This is a genomic window from Mycobacterium sp. IDUB_19 (genome assembly GCF_055419445.1).
Map to the genome: position 1 here is coordinate 41729 of NZ_JBVAXR010000014.1, position 15861 is coordinate 57589.

The 15861-nt window shown below is 65.9% G+C and carries 14 protein-coding genes; 13 read left to right on the forward strand and 1 reads right to left on the reverse strand.

Going from position 1 to position 15861, the window contains the following annotated elements; all coding sequences use genetic code 11:
* Positions 1-5 precede the first annotated feature (5 nt).
* The gene (locus ACZY0B_RS13640; RefSeq protein ID WP_463764651.1) at positions 6-701 is read right to left on the reverse strand and encodes a GntR family transcriptional regulator; all 696 of its coding nucleotides are present in this window, start codon (positions 699-701) and stop codon (positions 6-8) included.
* Positions 702-860: 159 nt separating this feature from the next.
* On the opposite strand from ACZY0B_RS13640, the gene fadD5 reads away from it, so the two are divergent.
* From fadD5 to ACZY0B_RS13705, 13 genes are all read left to right on the forward strand, one after another.
* Positions 861-2519: a fatty-acid--CoA ligase FadD5 gene (gene fadD5 / locus ACZY0B_RS13645; protein WP_463764652.1), complete on the forward strand. Its 1659-nt coding sequence runs from the start codon at positions 861-863 to the stop codon at positions 2517-2519.
* Between the two features lie 278 nt (positions 2520-2797).
* A complete protein-coding gene (locus tag ACZY0B_RS13650) occupies positions 2798-3601 on the forward strand; it encodes an MlaE family ABC transporter permease (RefSeq protein ID WP_463764653.1) in 804 nt (267 codons plus the stop codon).
* Between the two features lies 1 nt (position 3602).
* On the forward strand, positions 3603-4472 hold the full coding sequence (locus ACZY0B_RS13655) for an MlaE family ABC transporter permease (protein WP_463764654.1): 870 nt from the start codon (positions 3603-3605) through the stop codon (positions 4470-4472).
* A gap of 4 nt (positions 4473-4476) precedes the next feature.
* Complete coding sequence (locus ACZY0B_RS13660; RefSeq protein WP_463764655.1) at positions 4477-5778, forward strand: MCE family protein; 1302 nt, start codon at positions 4477-4479, stop codon at positions 5776-5778.
* A complete protein-coding gene (locus ACZY0B_RS13665) occupies positions 5775-6815 on the forward strand; it encodes a virulence factor Mce family protein (protein WP_463764656.1) in 1041 nt (346 codons plus the stop codon). The genes ACZY0B_RS13660 and ACZY0B_RS13665 overlap by 4 nt, the downstream gene beginning before the upstream one ends.
* Positions 6812-8401 (forward strand): virulence factor Mce family protein, encoded by a 1590-nt coding sequence (locus ACZY0B_RS13670; RefSeq protein WP_463764657.1) that lies wholly within the window; start codon positions 6812-6814, stop codon positions 8399-8401. The genes ACZY0B_RS13665 and ACZY0B_RS13670 overlap by 4 nt, the downstream gene beginning before the upstream one ends.
* Positions 8398-10011: a virulence factor Mce family protein gene (locus ACZY0B_RS13675; RefSeq protein WP_463764658.1), complete on the forward strand. Its 1614-nt coding sequence runs from the start codon at positions 8398-8400 to the stop codon at positions 10009-10011. The genes ACZY0B_RS13670 and ACZY0B_RS13675 overlap by 4 nt, the downstream gene beginning before the upstream one ends.
* Positions 10008-11180, forward strand: coding sequence for a virulence factor Mce family protein (locus ACZY0B_RS13680; RefSeq protein WP_463764659.1), 1173 nt, complete (start codon positions 10008-10010; stop codon positions 11178-11180). The genes ACZY0B_RS13675 and ACZY0B_RS13680 overlap by 4 nt, the downstream gene beginning before the upstream one ends.
* Positions 11174-12724, forward strand: coding sequence for an MCE family protein (locus ACZY0B_RS13685; RefSeq protein WP_463764660.1), 1551 nt, complete (start codon positions 11174-11176; stop codon positions 12722-12724). The genes ACZY0B_RS13680 and ACZY0B_RS13685 overlap by 7 nt, the downstream gene beginning before the upstream one ends.
* A gap of 95 nt (positions 12725-12819) precedes the next feature.
* A complete protein-coding gene (locus ACZY0B_RS13690; protein WP_463764730.1) occupies positions 12820-13614 on the forward strand; it encodes an Mce protein in 795 nt (264 codons plus the stop codon).
* On the forward strand, positions 13611-14582 hold the full coding sequence (locus ACZY0B_RS13695; RefSeq protein WP_463764661.1) for an RDD family protein: 972 nt from the start codon (positions 13611-13613) through the stop codon (positions 14580-14582). The genes ACZY0B_RS13690 and ACZY0B_RS13695 overlap by 4 nt, the downstream gene beginning before the upstream one ends.
* A complete protein-coding gene (locus ACZY0B_RS13700; protein WP_463764662.1) occupies positions 14579-15136 on the forward strand; it encodes a mammalian cell entry protein in 558 nt (185 codons plus the stop codon). The genes ACZY0B_RS13695 and ACZY0B_RS13700 overlap by 4 nt, the downstream gene beginning before the upstream one ends.
* Positions 15103-15858, forward strand: coding sequence for a mammalian cell entry protein (locus ACZY0B_RS13705; RefSeq protein ID WP_463764663.1), 756 nt, complete (start codon positions 15103-15105; stop codon positions 15856-15858). The genes ACZY0B_RS13700 and ACZY0B_RS13705 overlap by 34 nt, the downstream gene beginning before the upstream one ends.
* Positions 15859-15861 lie beyond the last annotated feature (3 nt).

A 15861-nucleotide genomic window follows, 5' to 3' on the forward strand; every position in this document is an offset into this window, starting at 1 on the left:
CCCCGCTAACCGAAAATCCCGGCCCCGTTCAGCATTTCGGTCAGCCGCTGTGCGGCGTCGGTGAATTGCCAGACCGTGCGCTCGATCACCGCGGGCGCATCGCGGCGGCGCAGCGCGGCGATCAGCTGCCGGTGATTCTCGACCGCGGCAACACCCCAGTGCGGGTCGTTCGCGTACACCAGCACCGGCATATATCGCGCGGCGTTGAGCAGGAACCAGGCGAGTTTGATCCGCCCGCTGGCCTGGTTGAAGACGCGATGGAACGAGAATTCGATCCCCGCGATGGTTTCGGGATCACTGGAGCCGACGGCCGCCGCGAGCGAATTGTTGATGCGCTCGAGCTCATCGATTTCGGTCTCGGTGATGTGGTCGGTGGCCGCCTCGGCCAGTTCCCTGGCGATGGTCGCCTGCAGCCAGAAAATATCGTCGATGTCTTGCCGGGACAACGGCAGCACCACGTGGCCGCGGTGCGGCTCCAGCTGAACCATGCCCTCACCGCGCAGCTTCAGCAGCGCCTCGCGCACCGGTGTGACACTGACCCCGAGTTCGGCCGCGGTCTCATCGAGGCGTATGAAGGTGCCCGGGCGCAGTGTCCCCGACATGATCGCCGCCCGCAGGTGGCCCGCGACCTCGTCCGACAACTGCGCCCGGCGCAGCTGTCGCCGCCTGCCGTGGGGTCGCGTAGATAGAGGTACGTTCACGTCGGTGGCCAGGGCTTTCGGGGCGATTTTCAGGGTGTTTTCAGGTTGTAACGGGGCTTGTCATCAGGGCGGTAAGGCCATAGTGTGACCCACACAACACTATGTTTTATCAAATATCAACCTGTCGCAAGCGGTGCGCGAGTGAAGGGAAGGCATTAGTTGACCGCGCAACTTGCTAGCCACGAGGCACAAGCATCGCAGCCTGCACACCCGAACGAGCAGCCGTATCTGGCCCGGCGCCAGAACTGGGTCAATCAGCTCGAGCGGCACGCGCTGATGCAGCCGCAGGCCGTCGCGCTGCGGTTCATGGGGCGCACTTTGACGTGGGCTGACCTACAGCGAAGGGTCAGCGCGCTGGCCGGAGCGCTGAGCCGCCGCGGGGTCGGCTCTGGCGACCGGGTCATGATTCTGATGCTCAACCGCCCGGAGTTCGTCGAGGCGATGCTGGCCACCAACCTGCTCGGCGCTATCGCGGTTCCGCTGAACTTCCGGCTCACCCCGTCCGAAATCGGCCTCCTGGTCGAAGACTGCGAGGCGCGGGTCATGGTCACCGAAGCCGTACTGGCTCCGGTGGCCACCGGGGTCCGCGACATCGAGCCGCTGCTGGGCACGGTGATCGTGGCCGGCGGCGCAGGCGACGACAGCTTGCTCGGTTACGAAGACCTGATCGACGAGCCCGGCGGCCCGGCCGAGCCGGCGGACGTCCCGAACGACTCGCCGGCCTTGATCATGTACACCTCGGGCACCACCGGGCGTCCCAAGGGCGCGGTGCTCACCCACACCAACTTGACCGGTCAGACGATGACCGGGCTCTACACCAACGGCGCCGACATCAACAACGACGTCGGCTTCATCGGTGTCCCGCTCTTCCACATCGCCGGGGTCGGCAACCTGCTAGGTGGGCTGCTGCTGGGCCTGCCGACGGTGATCTATCCCCTCGGTGCGTTCGAACCGGGCCAGCTACTCGACGTGCTGGCGGCTGAGAAGGTCACCGGTATCTTCCTGGTTCCCGCCCAATGGCAGGCGGTCTGCGCCGAGCAGCAAGCCCGCCCCCGCGACCTGAAGCTGCGGATCATGTCGTGGGGCGCCGCCCCCGCTCCGGATGCGCTGCTGCGCGAGATGTCGGCGACGTTCCCCGGCACCCAGATCCTGGCCGCGTTCGGGCAGACCGAGATGTCCCCGGTCACCTGCATGCTGCTGGGCGAGGACGCGATCCGTAAGCGCGGATCGGTCGGCAAGGTGATCCCGACGGTCGCCGCCCGTGTGGTCGACGAAAACATGAACGACGTGCCGATCGGCGAGGTCGGCGAAATCGTCTATCGGGCACCCACATTGATGAGCGGGTACTGGAACAACCCGGAGGCCACCGCGGAAGCGTTCGCGGGGGGCTGGTTCCATTCCGGCGACCTCGTCCGGATGGACGAGGAGGGCTACATCTGGGTGGTGGACCGCAAGAAGGACATGATCATCTCCGGCGGCGAGAACATCTACTGCGCCGAGGTGGAGAACGTTCTCGCTGGTCATCCCGGCATCGTGGAGGTCGCCGTCATCGGCCGCGTCCACGAGAAGTGGGGCGAGGTGCCGATCGCGGTCGTGGCGATCATCGAGGACGGACCCCGGCTCGACGACCTGGACGAGTTCCTGACCGAGCGGCTCGCACGCTACAAGCACCCCAAAGCACTCGAGATCGTCGACGCGTTGCCCCGCAACCCGGCCGGCAAGGTCCTCAAGACTGAGCTGAGGGTTCGCTACGGTGACGCGGACGCAGCTCAAAAGCAGGCTACTTCAAGGGATTTCACGGCGGGGGAGGAAACCTGATCGAGACTGTAACGTTTGCCCACTGTTGACGAAGGGTTAATTGTGCAGATGCGGTTCACACGTGCTTGGCCATCGGGTACATTCCTGTGGTCTCCGTTACTACTTGCCAGTAGGGAGTCGGTGGTCACACATGTGGGTCCGGGGCAAGGTAGGGGTACCCCCAGCCGCCCAGCGACGAGGGGTGGGGGTCCCCCTAGCAGCGCAGTGGCGAGGGGGAAAGGCGTGCGACATGATTCGCGGCGCCGCGAGGCGGGCGGTGCCGGTGTGAGGGGGCAGTGGTGACAACGTCGTCGCGTCCGCACTTGGTCGGCTACGTGCGCGACCAACTGGAGACACCGCTGACCCTGATCGGCGGATTCTTCCGGATGTGTGTCCTGACCGGCGGGGCGTTGTTCCGGCGGCCATTCCAGTGGCGCGAGTTCGTCTTGCAGTGCTGGTTCATCATGCGGGTCGCATTCCTGCCGACGGTCTTCGTCTCGATCCCGCTGACCGTGTTGCTGATCTTCACCCTCAACGTGCTGCTGGCGCAGTTCGGTGCCGCCGACTTGTCGGGCGCCGGCGCGGCGATCGGTGCGGTCACCCAGCTCGGCCCGTTGACCACGGTGCTGGTGGTGGCCGGCGCCGGATCGACCGCAATCTGCGCCGACCTGGGCGCGCGCACCATCCGCGAGGAAATCGACGCGATGGAGGTGCTCGGCATCGACCCGATCCACCGGCTGGTGGTCCCCCGGGTGCTCGCCGCGACCCTGGTCGCCACGCTGCTCAACGGCCTGGTCATCACCGTCGGCCTGGTGGGCGGCTACCTCTTCGGGGTGTACCTGCAGAACGTCTCGGGTGGTGCCTACCTGGCCACCCTGACCACGATCACCGGCCTGCCCGAGGTCATGATCGCGACCATCAAGGCCGCGATCTTCGGCCTGATCGCCGGTCTGGTCGGCTGCTTCCGCGGGCTGACGGTGCGCGGCGGCTCCAAGGGCCTGGGTACCGCCGTCAACGAAACCGTGGTGCTCTGCGTCGTCGCGCTGTACGCGGTGAACGTCGTGCTCACCACGATCGGCGTGCGATTCGGGACGGGGCACTGACATGTCAACCGCTGCCGTCTTACGCGCCCGCTTTCCCCGGGCAGCCGAAAACCTCAATCGCTACGGCGGTGCAGCCGGCCGCGGCCTCGACGACATCGGCCAGATGGCCTGGTTCGGAGCGGTGGCGCTCGGGCAGATCCCGCACGCGCTGCGCAACTACCGCAAGGAGACCTTGCGGCTGATCGCCCAGATCGGCATGGGCACCGGCGCCATGGCCGTGATCGGCGGCACCGTCGCCATCGTCGGCTTCGTCACGCTGTCCGGTAGCTCCCTGGTCGCCATCCAAGGCTTCGCCTCCCTGGGAAACATCGGCGTCGAGGCGTTCACCGGCTTCTTTGCCGCACTGATCAACGTCCGCATCGCCGCGCCCGTCGTCACCGGCATCGCGATGGCCGCCACCGTCGGCGCCGGCGCCACCGCGGAGCTGGGCGCCATGCGGATCAGCGAAGAGATCGACGCCCTGGAAGTGATGGGCATCAAGTCGATCTCGTTCCTGGCGACCACCCGGATCATGGCCGGGCTCGTGGTGATCATCCCGATCTATTCGATGGCCATCATCATGACTTTCCTGTCCCCGCAGATCACCACGACGGTGATCTATGGACAGTCCAACGGCACCTACGACCACTATTTCCGGACGTTCCTGCGTCCTGATGACGTGTTCTGGTCATTTGTGGAGGCCATCCTGATCACGGCCGTCGTGATGATCACCCACTGCTTCTACGGCTACAACGCCGGCGGCGGACCCGTCGGTGTGGGTGAGGCCGTCGGTCGCTCGATGCGCTTCTCACTGGTCTCGGTGCAGGTTGTCGTGTTGTCCGCCGCGTTGGCGCTTTACGGCGTCAACCCGAACTTCGCCTTAACGGTGTAGCGCCATGACCCGACCCGGAAAGATCAACGCAGCGCGGAACCCGCCCTACAAGTTGGCGGGCGTCGGCTTGCTGGTCATCGCTGTGCTCGTGTTCGTGATGGTCTACGGGCAGTTCCGCGGCGACTTCACCCCCAAGACCAAGTTGACGATGCTGGCCGCGCGGGCCGGGCTGGTGATGGACCCGGGCTCGAAGGTCACTTACAACGGGGTCGAGATCGGCCGGGTGGATGCCATCTCCGAGATCGTCCGCGACGGTAAGCCGGCGGCCAAGTTCACCCTGGACGTCTACCCCAGGTACCTATCGCTGATCCCGTCCAACGTGAACGCCGACATCAAGGCGACCACGGTGTTCGGTGGCAAGTACGTGTCGCTGACGACGCCGCAGAATCCGTCGCCGCAAAAGCTCAGCGCGCAGTCGGTCATCGACGCGAGGACGGTGACGACGGAGATCAACACGTTGTTCCAGACCATCACCTCGATCTCGGAGAAGGTGGATCCGGTCAAGCTGAACCTGACGCTGAGCGCGGCCGCGCAGTCGCTGGCCGGCCTCGGCGACAAGTTCGGGCAGTCGATCGTCAACGCCAACGCCGTCCTCGACGACGTCAACCCGCAGATGCCGCAGATCCGCCACGACATCCAGCAGCTGGCCGGCCTCGGCGACACCTACGCCAACGCCTCGCCCGACCTGTTCGACTTCCTCAACAACGCCGTCGTCACTTCCCGCACGATCAACCAGCAGCAAAAGGATCTGGACCAAGCGCTGTTGTCGGCGGCCGGGTTCGGCAACACCGGTGCGGAGATATTCGAGAAGGGCGGGCCGTACCTGGCGCGTGGCGCCGAGGACCTGGTGCCGTCGGCGCAACTGCTGGACACCTACAGCCCGGCGATCTTCTGCACGCTGCGCAACTACCACGACATCGAGCCGAAGGCCGCCTCGTTCCTCGCCGGCAACGGGTACTCGCTGAACGCCCACACCGAGGCGCTCTCCGGCCTTGGATTGCTGGCCAACCCGGTCTCGGCGGTAGCCACGATCGCCAGCCTGGTCGGCGGCCTGGCCGGCGTGGTCGGTGGAGCGCCGAACCCCTACATCTATCCCGAGAACCTGCCCCGGGTGAACGCCCGCGGCGGACCGGGCGGTGCGCCGGGCTGCTGGCAGCACATCACCCATGACCTCTGGCCCGCACCCGAGTTGGTGATGGACTCCGGCAACAGCATCGCGCCGTACAACCACCTCGACACCGGTTCGCCCTACGCGATCGAGTACGTCTGGGGCCGTCAGGTAGGGGATAACACGATCAACCCATGAAAATCACCGGTACGCTCGTCCGACTCAGCATCTTCTCCCTGGTGCTGCTGCTGTTCACTGTCATGATCATCGTGGTGTTCGGTCAGATGCGGTTTGACCGCACCAACGCGTATTCGGCGGAATTCAACAACATCAGCGGGCTGCGGCAGGGCCAATTCGTCCGCGCCTCCGGGGTGGAGATCGGCAAGGTCGACTCGGTGCAGCTGGCCGACGGCGGCAAGCGCGTGCGGGTGAAGTTCAACGTCGACCGCTCGGTTCCGCTGTATCAGTCGACGACGGCACAGATCCGCTACCTCGATCTGATCGGCAACAGGTACCTGGAGCTCAAGCGTGGCGACGGTGAAGGCGCCGACAAGGTGCTGTCGCCGGGTGGATTCATCCCGATGTCGCACACCTCGCCGGCACTCGACCTCGACGCACTGATCGGTGGCTTCAAGCCGCTGTTCCGGGCGCTGGACCCGGAGAAGGTCAACACCATCGCGACCGCGCTCGTCACGGTGTTCCAGGGTCAGGGCGGCACCATCAACGACATCCTCGACCAGACCGCGCAGCTGACGAGTCAGATCGGCGAGCGTGACCAGGCCATCGGCGAGGTGATCAAGAACCTGAACATCGTCCTGGACACGACGGTCCGGCACCGCCAGCAATTCGATCAGACCATCAACAACCTCGAGGTGCTGATCACCGGGCTCAAGGACCACGGCGACCAACTGGCCGGCGGGACCGCGCACATCAGCAACGCCGCCGGCACCGTCGCCGACCTGCTGGGCGAGGACCGCGCACTGCTGCACAAGACCATCAACTACCTGGATGGGATTCAGCAGCCGCTGATCGACCAGCAAGATCAACTGCAGGACTACCTCAAGAAGGTGCCGACCGCGCTGAACATGATCGGGCGCGCCATCGGGTCCTACGGCGACTTCGTGAACTTCTACGCCTGCGACATCACGTTGAAGATCAATGGTCTGCAGGGCGGTGGCCCGGTCCGCACGGTCCGGCTCTTCCAGCAGCCGACGGGTAGGTGCACGCCGCAATGAGAACGCTGGAACCCCCGAACCGGCTTCGGATCGGCCTGATGGGCATCGTGGTCACGGCGCTCGTGATCGGCGTCGGACAGAGCTTCACCAGTGTCCCGATCCTGTTCGCGAAGCCCGCTTACTACGGGCAGTTCACCGACTCCGGCGGAATCAGCACCGGCGACAAGGTGCGCATCGCCGGCATGGATGTCGGCAAGGTGGAGGCGCTCAAGATCGACGGTGACCACATCGAGGTGAAGTTCTCGATCGGCACGAACACCATCGGCACCGAGAGCCGGCTGGCGATCAAGACCGACACCATCCTCGGTAAGAAGGTCATGGAGATCGAGGCGCGGGGCTCCCAACAGCTACGGCCCGGGGCCTCGCTGCCGATCGGCCAGAGCACGACGCCCTATCAGATCTACGACGCCTTCTTCGACGTCACCAAGGCAGCCTCCGGCTGGGACATCGACATGGTCAAGAAGTCGTTGCATGTGCTTTCGGAGACCATCGACCAGACCTACCCGCACCTGAGCGCAGCGCTCGACGGTGTCGCCAAGTTCTCCGACACGGTGGGCAAACGCGACGCGGAGGTCAAGCATCTGCTCGCCCAGGCCAACCAGGTGGCCAGCGTCCTCGGCGACCGCAGCGAGCAGGTCGACCGCCTGCTGGTGAACGCCAAGACGCTGCTGGCCGCGTTCAACGAACGCGGACAAGCCATCAACGCGCTGCTGGGCAACATCGCCGCTTTCTCGGAGCAGGTGAAGGGCCTGATCAACGACAACCCGAACCTCAACCACGTGCTGGAGCAATTGCGCACGATCAGCCAGATCCTGGTTGAGCGCAAAGACGACGTGGCGGCGGGTCTGACCGAGGTCGGCCATTTCCTTCCGTCATTGAACGAGGCCATCGCGTCGGGACCGTTCTTCAAGGTGGTCCTGCACAACCTGGCGCTCTACCAGATCATCCAGCCGTGGGTGGACGCCGCATTCAAGAAGCGCGGCATCGACCCGGAGAACTTCTGGCGCGGTGCCGGTCTGCCGGAATACCGCTGGCCCGACCCCAATGGCACCCGGTTCCCCAACGGTGCGCCGCCGCCGGCGCCGCCGGTGCTGGAAGGCACCCCGGAGCATCCGGGGCCGGCCATCCCACCCGGGTCGCCGTGCTCGTACACGCCGGCGAACCCCGGCGGCAACGTCACCGTCGGCGACGAGGGTCTGCCGCGGCCGTGGAACCCGCTGCCCTGTGCGGGTGCCGGCGCCGGCCCGTTCGGCGGCCCCGGCTTCCCCGCGCCGGTCGACGTCGCGGCGTCACCGCCGAACCCCGACGGGCTGCCGCCCACTCCCGGTATTCCGATCGCCGGGCGTCCGGGTGATCCACCTCCGAACGCTCCGGGCACACCGGTGCCGCTGCCGACGCAAGCACCGCCCGGCGCGCGTACCGAGAACCTGGCGCCGGCCGGTCCGGTCCCGCCCCCGTCGCAATTCGCGCCGGGACTGCCGCCGGGCCCACCGGCCCCGCCCGGGCCGGGGAACCAGTTGCCGGCACCGTTCATCAATCCGGGCGGATCGGGCGGTAGCGGTGTCACGGGAGGTAGCCAGAATTGAGCACCATCTTTGACATCCGCAACGTGCGGCTACCGAGGATGTCCCGGACGACGGTCATCATCGGGTCGCTGGTGGTGGTCGTGGCGCTGGTCGTCGGCTATGTCGGTTACCGGCTGTTCGAGAAGTTGACGAACAACACCGTGGTCGCCTACTTCCCGGCGGCGAACGCGCTCTACAAGGGGGACAAGGTCCAGATCATGGGCCTGCGGGTCGGCGCGATCGACAACATCGAGCCGGTCGGCGACAAGATGAAGGTGACGTTCCACTACGAGAACAAATACAAGGTTCCCGCCAACGCCTCCGCGGTGATCCTCAACCCCACCCTGGTGGCGTCGCGCGCGATCCAGCTGGAACCGCCCTACAAGGGTGGGCCGGTGCTGAACGACAACGCCGTGATCCCCGAAGAGCGCACCCAGGTGCCGGTGGAGTGGGACGAACTGCGCAACAGCATCACCAACATCATCTCGAAGCTGGGTCCCACCAAGGAGCAGCCGACGGGGCCGTTCGGTGAGGTCATCTCGTCGTTCGCCGACGGTCTGGCCGGCAAGAGCAAGCAGATCAACACCGCGCTCAACAGCCTGTCGTCGGCGTTGAACGCGTTGAACGAGGGCCGCGGCGACTTCTTCGCGGTGGTGCGCAGCCTGGCGCTGTTCGTCAACGCGCTGCACCAGGACGACGCGCAGTTCGTCGCGCTGAATCAAAACCTGGCAGATGTCACCGGCCGGCTGGCGAGCTCCGACGGCGACCTCTCCAATGCCATCCAGCAGTTCGACAGTCTGCTGACCACCGTGCGCCCGTGGCTGAACAAGAACCGCGAGGTGCTGTCCACCGACGTCAACAACCTGGCCACCGCTACGAACACGCTGCTGCAACCCGATCCGCTGAACGGGCTGGAGACCGCCCTGCACGTCCTGCCGACGGCCGCGGCCAACATCAACCAGATCTATCACCCGTCGCACGGTTCGGTGGTGGCCATTCCGGCGATCACCAACTTCGCGAACCCGATGCAGTTCATCTGCAGCTCGATTCAGGCCGGCAGCCGGCTTGGCTACCAGGAATCCGCCGAACTGTGTGCGCAGTACCTGGCGCCGGTCCTGGACGCGATCAAGTTCAACTACCTGCCGTTCGGTATCAACGCCTTCAGCACCGCCGAGACGTTGCCCAAGCAAGTCGCGTACTCCGAAGACCGGCTGCACCCGCCCAACGGCTACAAGGACACGACCGTCCCCGGGATCTGGGTGCCGGATACACCGACCTCGCACCGCAACACCCAGCAAGGCTGGATCGTGGCTCCGGGTATGCAGGGCCAGCAAGTCGGGCCGATCACCGCGGGCCTGATGACGCCCGACTCGCTTTCCGAACTGATGGGCGGCCCGAACATCGAACCCGTTCAATCGAACCTGCAGACGCCGCCGGGGCCGCCGAACGCCTACGACGAGAACCCGATCCTGCCGCCCATCGGGCTGCGGGCCCCGACGCCGATCCAGCCGCCGGCGCCCGGTCCGAACGTCCTGCCGGGTCCCGTCGCTCCGACGCCGGCGCCGGTGGGCGCGACGGCACCCAACGCCGGCGGTCCGCCGGTGCCCGCTGACGCAGGGCTGGGCCAGTGACCGCGCTGCGCGCGGCGAGCGCGCTGATCCGACACCGTGCCTGGCAGGGCCTGGTGTTGCTGGTGATCGCCACGGTGCTGAGCTCCTGCGGGTGGCGAGGCATCTCCAACGTGGCGATTCCGGGCGGCCCGGGCAACGGGACGGGGGCTTACACCGTCTACGTGCAGGTGCCGGACACCCTGGCGATCAACGGCAACAGCAAGGTGATGGTCGCCGACGTCTTCGTCGGCTCGATCAAGGCCATCAACCTGAAGAACTGGGTGGCCACCTTGACGCTGGGCATCAAGGGCGGCGTCAAGCTCCCGAAGAACGCCATCGCAAGGATCGGCCAGACTTCGCTGCTGGGTTCTCAGCACGTGCAGCTGGCCGCCCCGCCGAACCCGTCGCCGGAGCTGCTGAGGGACGGCGACACTATTCCGCTGAAGAATTCGTCCTCGTATCCGACCACCGAGCAGACGCTGGCCAGCCTGTCGTTGATCTTGCGTGGGGGCGGCATCCCGAACCTGGAGGTGCTGCAGAACGAGGTCTACAACATCTTCAACGGGCGGGGGGAACAGATCAGGTCCTTCCTGGGCAAGCTGGACACCTTCACCACCCAGCTCAACCAGCAGCGTGACGACATCACCCACGCGATCGACTCCACCAACCGGCTGCTGGTTTACGTCGGTGGGCGGTCGGATGTCCTCGATCGAGTGCTGACCGACATTCCGCCGTTGATCAAGCATTTCGCCGACACCAAGAACCTGCTGATCAACGCCATCGATGCGGTGGGCCGGCTCAGCGGGTCCGCCGACCAGTACCTGTCGGAGGCCCGCGCGCCGCTGCACACCGACCTGCAGGCACTGCAATGCCCGCTGAAGGAACTCGGCCGCTCGTCGCCGTATCTGATCGGCGCGCTGAAGCTGATCCTGACCCAGCCGTTCGACATCGACACCGTCCCGAAGATGTTCCGCGGTGACTACGTGAACATCTCGCTGACGCTTGACGTGACCTACAGTTCCGTCGACAACGCGTTCCTCACCGGAACCGGATTGTCGGGCGCTCTGCGGGCACTCGAGCAGTCCTTCGGCCGCGACCCGGAGACGATGATTCCCGACGTGCGCTACACGCCGAACCCGAATGACGCGCCCGGCGGCCCGCTGGTGGAAAGGGGGGACCGGAATTGCTGACTCCGTTCATTAGACGCCAGCTGTGGCTGTTCCTGGTCCTGACGGTTGTCTCGCTGCTGGTACTCGGCATCTACTACCTGCAGGTTCCGAGCCTGATGGGGATCGGCCGGTACTCGCTCAAGGCCGAGTTGCCCGCGTCGGGTGGTCTCTACCCGACAGCCAACGTGACGTATCGCGGCATCACGATCGGCAAGGTCACCGGCGTCGAGCCGACCGAGCATGGCGCCGAGGCGACGATGAGCATCGACAGCCAGTACAAGATCCCGGTCGATACGGTCGCCAACGTCCACTCGGTTTCCGCGGTCGGTGAGCAGTATCTGGACCTGGTCTCGACCGGGAACCCCGGAAAGTATCTCGCCGACGGACAAACCATCACCAAGGGCACGGTGCCGGCCGAGATCGGGCCGGCGCTCGACACCGCTAACCGCGGGCTCGAGGCGTTGCCGAGGGACAAGATCGGCAAGCTGCTCGACGAGACGGCAGAGTCAGTCGGCGGCCTGGGCCCGGCGCTGCAGCGCCTGGTTGACTCCACGCAGGCGATCGTCGGCGATTTCCGGACGAACATCACCAACGTCAACGACATCATCCAGAACTCCGGGCCGGTACTGGACAGCCAAGTGAAGTCGGGTGACGCGATCGAGCGCTGGGCGCGCAACCTGAACACGCTCGCCGCGCAGGCCGCGCAACGCGACAGCAACGTGAAAAGCATTCTGTCCCAAGCGGCGCCGACCGCCGATCAGGTCAACGAGGTCTTCAGCGACGTGCGGGAGTCGCTGCCGCAGACGCTGGCGAATCTCGAGGTGGTGTTCGACCTGCTCAAGCGCTACCACACCGGGGTGGAGCAGGTGCTGGTGTTCCTGCCGCAGGGTGCCTCGATCGCTCAGACGGTGGCCGCTCCTTTCCCGAACCAGGCCGCACTCGACTTGGCGCTGTCGATCAACCAGCCGCCGCCATGTCTGACCGGTTTCATTCCGGCCCCGGAGTGGCGGTCTCCGGCCGACACCAGCACGGCGCCGTTGCCGTCGGGTACCTACTGCAAGATTCCGATGGATACGCCGGCCAACAGCGTGCGTGGATCGCGCAACATCCCGTGTACGGATATCCCCGGCAAGCGGGCGGCGACGCCGCGCGAGTGTCGCGACCCCAGGCCGTACGTGCCCGCCGGAACGAACCCCTGGTTCGGGGATCCGAACCAGATCCTGACCTGTCCCGCGCCGGGAGCGCGATGCGATCAGTCGGTGCGCCCGGGCATGGTGATCCCGGCGCCGTCGATCAACAACGGCATGAACCCGGCACCCTCGGACCGAGTCGCGGGGACGCCACCGCCGACCAGTGACCCCTTGACCCGGCCCGGGTCCGGTACCGTGCAGTGCAACGGACAGCAGCCCAACCCGTGCGTTTACACTCCCACCGGACCTCCCTCAGCGGTATACAGTCCCCAGAGCGGTGAACTGGTAGGGCCCGACGGTGTCAAATACTCCGTCGAAAACTCGACCAAAACAGGAGACGACGGATGGAAGGAGATGCTGGCGCCAGCCGGCTGAACCCACCACCGATGTCGATGATTAGTCGTCTGCGTCGGAGACGGCCGAAGATTCGTCAGGAATCGGACGCCGCCGCCGACGAGAGCAACACCGAGGTGACGACCGAGGATTCATCAGAATCCGAGGTCGGAGCCGACCAGACCAACACCGAGGTGACGAGCGAGGATTCATCAGAATCCGAGGTCGGAGCCGACCAGACCAGTACCGGGGTGACGGTCGAGGAGTCGGCTGAGCCCGAAACCGAAGCCACCCCGGAAGCCGAAGCCGACGAACTGCCGGAGGCCGAAGCCGAGGCCGTGCCGGCGGCCGATGATCCCGAACAGCCGGACGCCGACGCCACGACGGAGGATGCGGCCGAGGCGGATGCCGATGCCGCCGGCTCCGGGCGACCCCCGTCGGGTCTGGGCCGCGCGTGGCTGGCCGGCATTGCCGCCGCCCTCGTCCTGCTGGCCGGTGGCGTCGGTACCGGAGGCTACTTGGCGCTGCGGTATCACCACGAGAGCCAGGCAATCGCGCGTAACAACACCGCGGCGCTCAAGGCGGCGATCGACTGCGTTTCGGCGACGCAAGCGCCCGACACCAGCGCGATGATCGCGAGCGAACAAAAGATCGTCGAGTGCGGCACCGGCGCGTTCCGCGAACAGGCCATGGTCTACACCGGGATGCTCGTGCAGGCCTATCAGTCGGCGAACGTCCACGTTCAGGTCGCGGATGTGCGGGCAGCGGTCGAGCGCAATAACAACGACGGCTCGATCGATGTGCTGGTGGCAATGCGCGTGAAGGTGGCCACTGACCAGTCGCAGAACGAAACCGGCTATCGGCTGCGGGTGAAAATGGCGATCGACGAAGGCCAGTACCGAATAGCCAAGCTCGACCAGGTGACGAAGTGACGGTGGTGGTCGAGGACACTCAGACCACGGCCACCCAAGTGTCATCGGAGAATGCCTTGGCGCCCTGGCATATTCGCGCCTGCGCGTTCGCAGTCGACGTGCTGCCCGCCGCGGCCGTGGCGACGACGATGGCGTTGGTGTCGTTCGCCGTGCCGGCCCGCGGCGCGTGGTGGTGGTTGTGCATCTGTGTTCTCGGCATCGCCATCCTCTCGATGTTGGTCAACCGGTTGCTGCTGCCGACCACGCTCGGCTGGAGCCTGGGACGCGCGCTGTGCGGTATCGCGGTGACGCGGCGCGACGGCGCGGTCGTCGGCGCCTGGGGCCTGCTGCTGCGGGACCTGGCTCACCTGCTCGACACCGTCTCGGTGGTGGGATGGCTTTGGCCGCTGTGGGATTCGCGGCGCCGCACCTTCGCCGACATGCTGCTGCGCACCGAGGTCCGATCCTGCCGGCCGGAGCGGCCGCGGGCCGATATCCGGCGGTGGACGGGCATCGCGGTGCTCGCCGCGGCCGGGCTGTGCCTGGCCGGCGTCGTCGTCAGCTACGCGGTCGTCTACTCCCGCGACCGGGCGACCGATGAAACGCGGGCACAGATCGCGATCCAGGGACCGAAGATCGTCGCGCAGATGCTGACGTACGATCCGAAGTCGCTGCACGACGATTTCACGCGTGCCCAGTCGCTGGCGACCGACAACTACCGGAGTCAGCTCAAGGCTCAGCAGGACATCGTCCAAAAGGGAAACCCGGTGATCAATGAGTACTGGGTGACCGACGGCTCGATCGAATCGGCGTCGCCGGATCGGGCGACGATGCTGTTGTTCATGCAGGGGCGGCGCGGCGCGGCGCCCGAGGAGCGATACATCACCGCAACCGTCCGCGTGCAGTTCGCCAAGGACGGCGACGGCCCCTGGCGCGTCAACGACCTCACCGTGCTGACCAAGCCGAAACCGCCGGGGAACGGGAAATGAGTCCCCGGCGCAAGTTTGAGCCCGGACAGGGAGCACTGCTCGTCGCGACCGACCCGGTGACGCAGCGCCGGCCGTGGGGGCTGCCGCTGGCGAGTTCGGTCGCCGGGGTGTTGATGGCGGTGGCGATCACGCTGTCCACCCTGATCCTGATCTCGCATGAATCCCGTGAGCACGCCGCATCCAAAGACCGCGAGGTGCTCAACTACGTGACCGGGTTCATGACGGAGTTCACCTCACTTGACCCGTTTCACGCAAACGACTACATCACGCGGGTATTAGCCCAAGCCACAGGCGATTTCGCCAAGCAGTATCACGACAAAGCCAACGAGATCCTGCTGCAGGTCGCCCGGGCGGAACCCGCCAAAGGCACCATCCTCGGTGCGGCCGTGGAACGGTGGAACGACGATGGCAGCGTCACCGTAATGGTGGCGACCGAGGTCACGTCCAAGTCGCCGGATCAGAAGCAGGTGTTCGAGAACACCAACCGTTGGACGGCAACTGCTATGCGGGAAGGGAATCAGTGGAAGATAAGCAGCCTGCTGCAGGTGATCTGACCGCAGAGGTGGCCTCCGAGGAGGCCGTCGAGCGCGACGAAAGCACCTCCGCGGCAACCGAAGTCACGACGGAAACCGCCGAGGCGACCGACAGCGACGCGACGGATCAGCCCGACGGTGACGCTGAAGCGAACGCCGAGGAGACCGACGAGTCCGCTGAGTCGGGGACCGAGACCAAAAAGGGTGGCCGCCGACGGCGCAAACTGCTGGCCGGGAAAGGGATGACCATCGTCGTAGTGGTGGCGGCCCTGCTGTTCGTCGGCTCCGCGGCATTCGCGGGCGCGACCATGCAGCCCTATCTGGCGGACCGCGCGGCGGCGGCAACCAAGCTCGTCGTGGCCCGCACCGCGGCCAACGCCATCACGACGCTGTGGACCTACACGCCGGAGGACATGGACAGCCTCGCCGATCGCGCGTCGGGCTACCTCGGCGGTGACTTCGAGGCCCAGTACCGCAAATTCGTCGACGCCATCGTGGCCCCGAACAAGCAAGCCAAAATCAGCAATAGAACCCAAGTCACCGGCGCGGCGGTCGAATCACTGGACGGTTCGAACGCGGTTGTCATCGTGTACACCAACACCACCTCGACCAGCCCGCTGACCAAGAACATCCCGGCGCTGAAGTACCTGTCCTATCGGCTATTCATGAAGCGCGCTAACGGGCGCTGGATGGTGACCAGGATGACGACCGTGACCTCGCTGGATCTGACCCCGCACCCTTAGACT

Excerpts from the sequence above, each read along its gene's own strand:
- ACZY0B_RS13665 (WP_463764656.1), top strand. The coding sequence starts at position 5,775 with ATGAAAATCACCGGTACGCTCGTCCGACTCAGCATCTTCTCCCTGGTG.
- ACZY0B_RS13700 (WP_463764662.1), top strand. The coding sequence starts at position 14,579 with ATGAGTCCCCGGCGCAAGTTTGAGCCCGGACAGGGAGCACTGCTCGTC.
- ACZY0B_RS13660 (WP_463764655.1), top strand. The coding sequence starts at position 4,477 with ATGACCCGACCCGGAAAGATCAACGCAGCGCGGAACCCGCCCTACAAG.
- ACZY0B_RS13655 (WP_463764654.1), top strand. The coding sequence starts at position 3,603 with ATGTCAACCGCTGCCGTCTTACGCGCCCGCTTTCCCCGGGCAGCCGAA.
- ACZY0B_RS13670 (WP_463764657.1), top strand. The coding sequence starts at position 6,812 with ATGAGAACGCTGGAACCCCCGAACCGGCTTCGGATCGGCCTGATGGGC.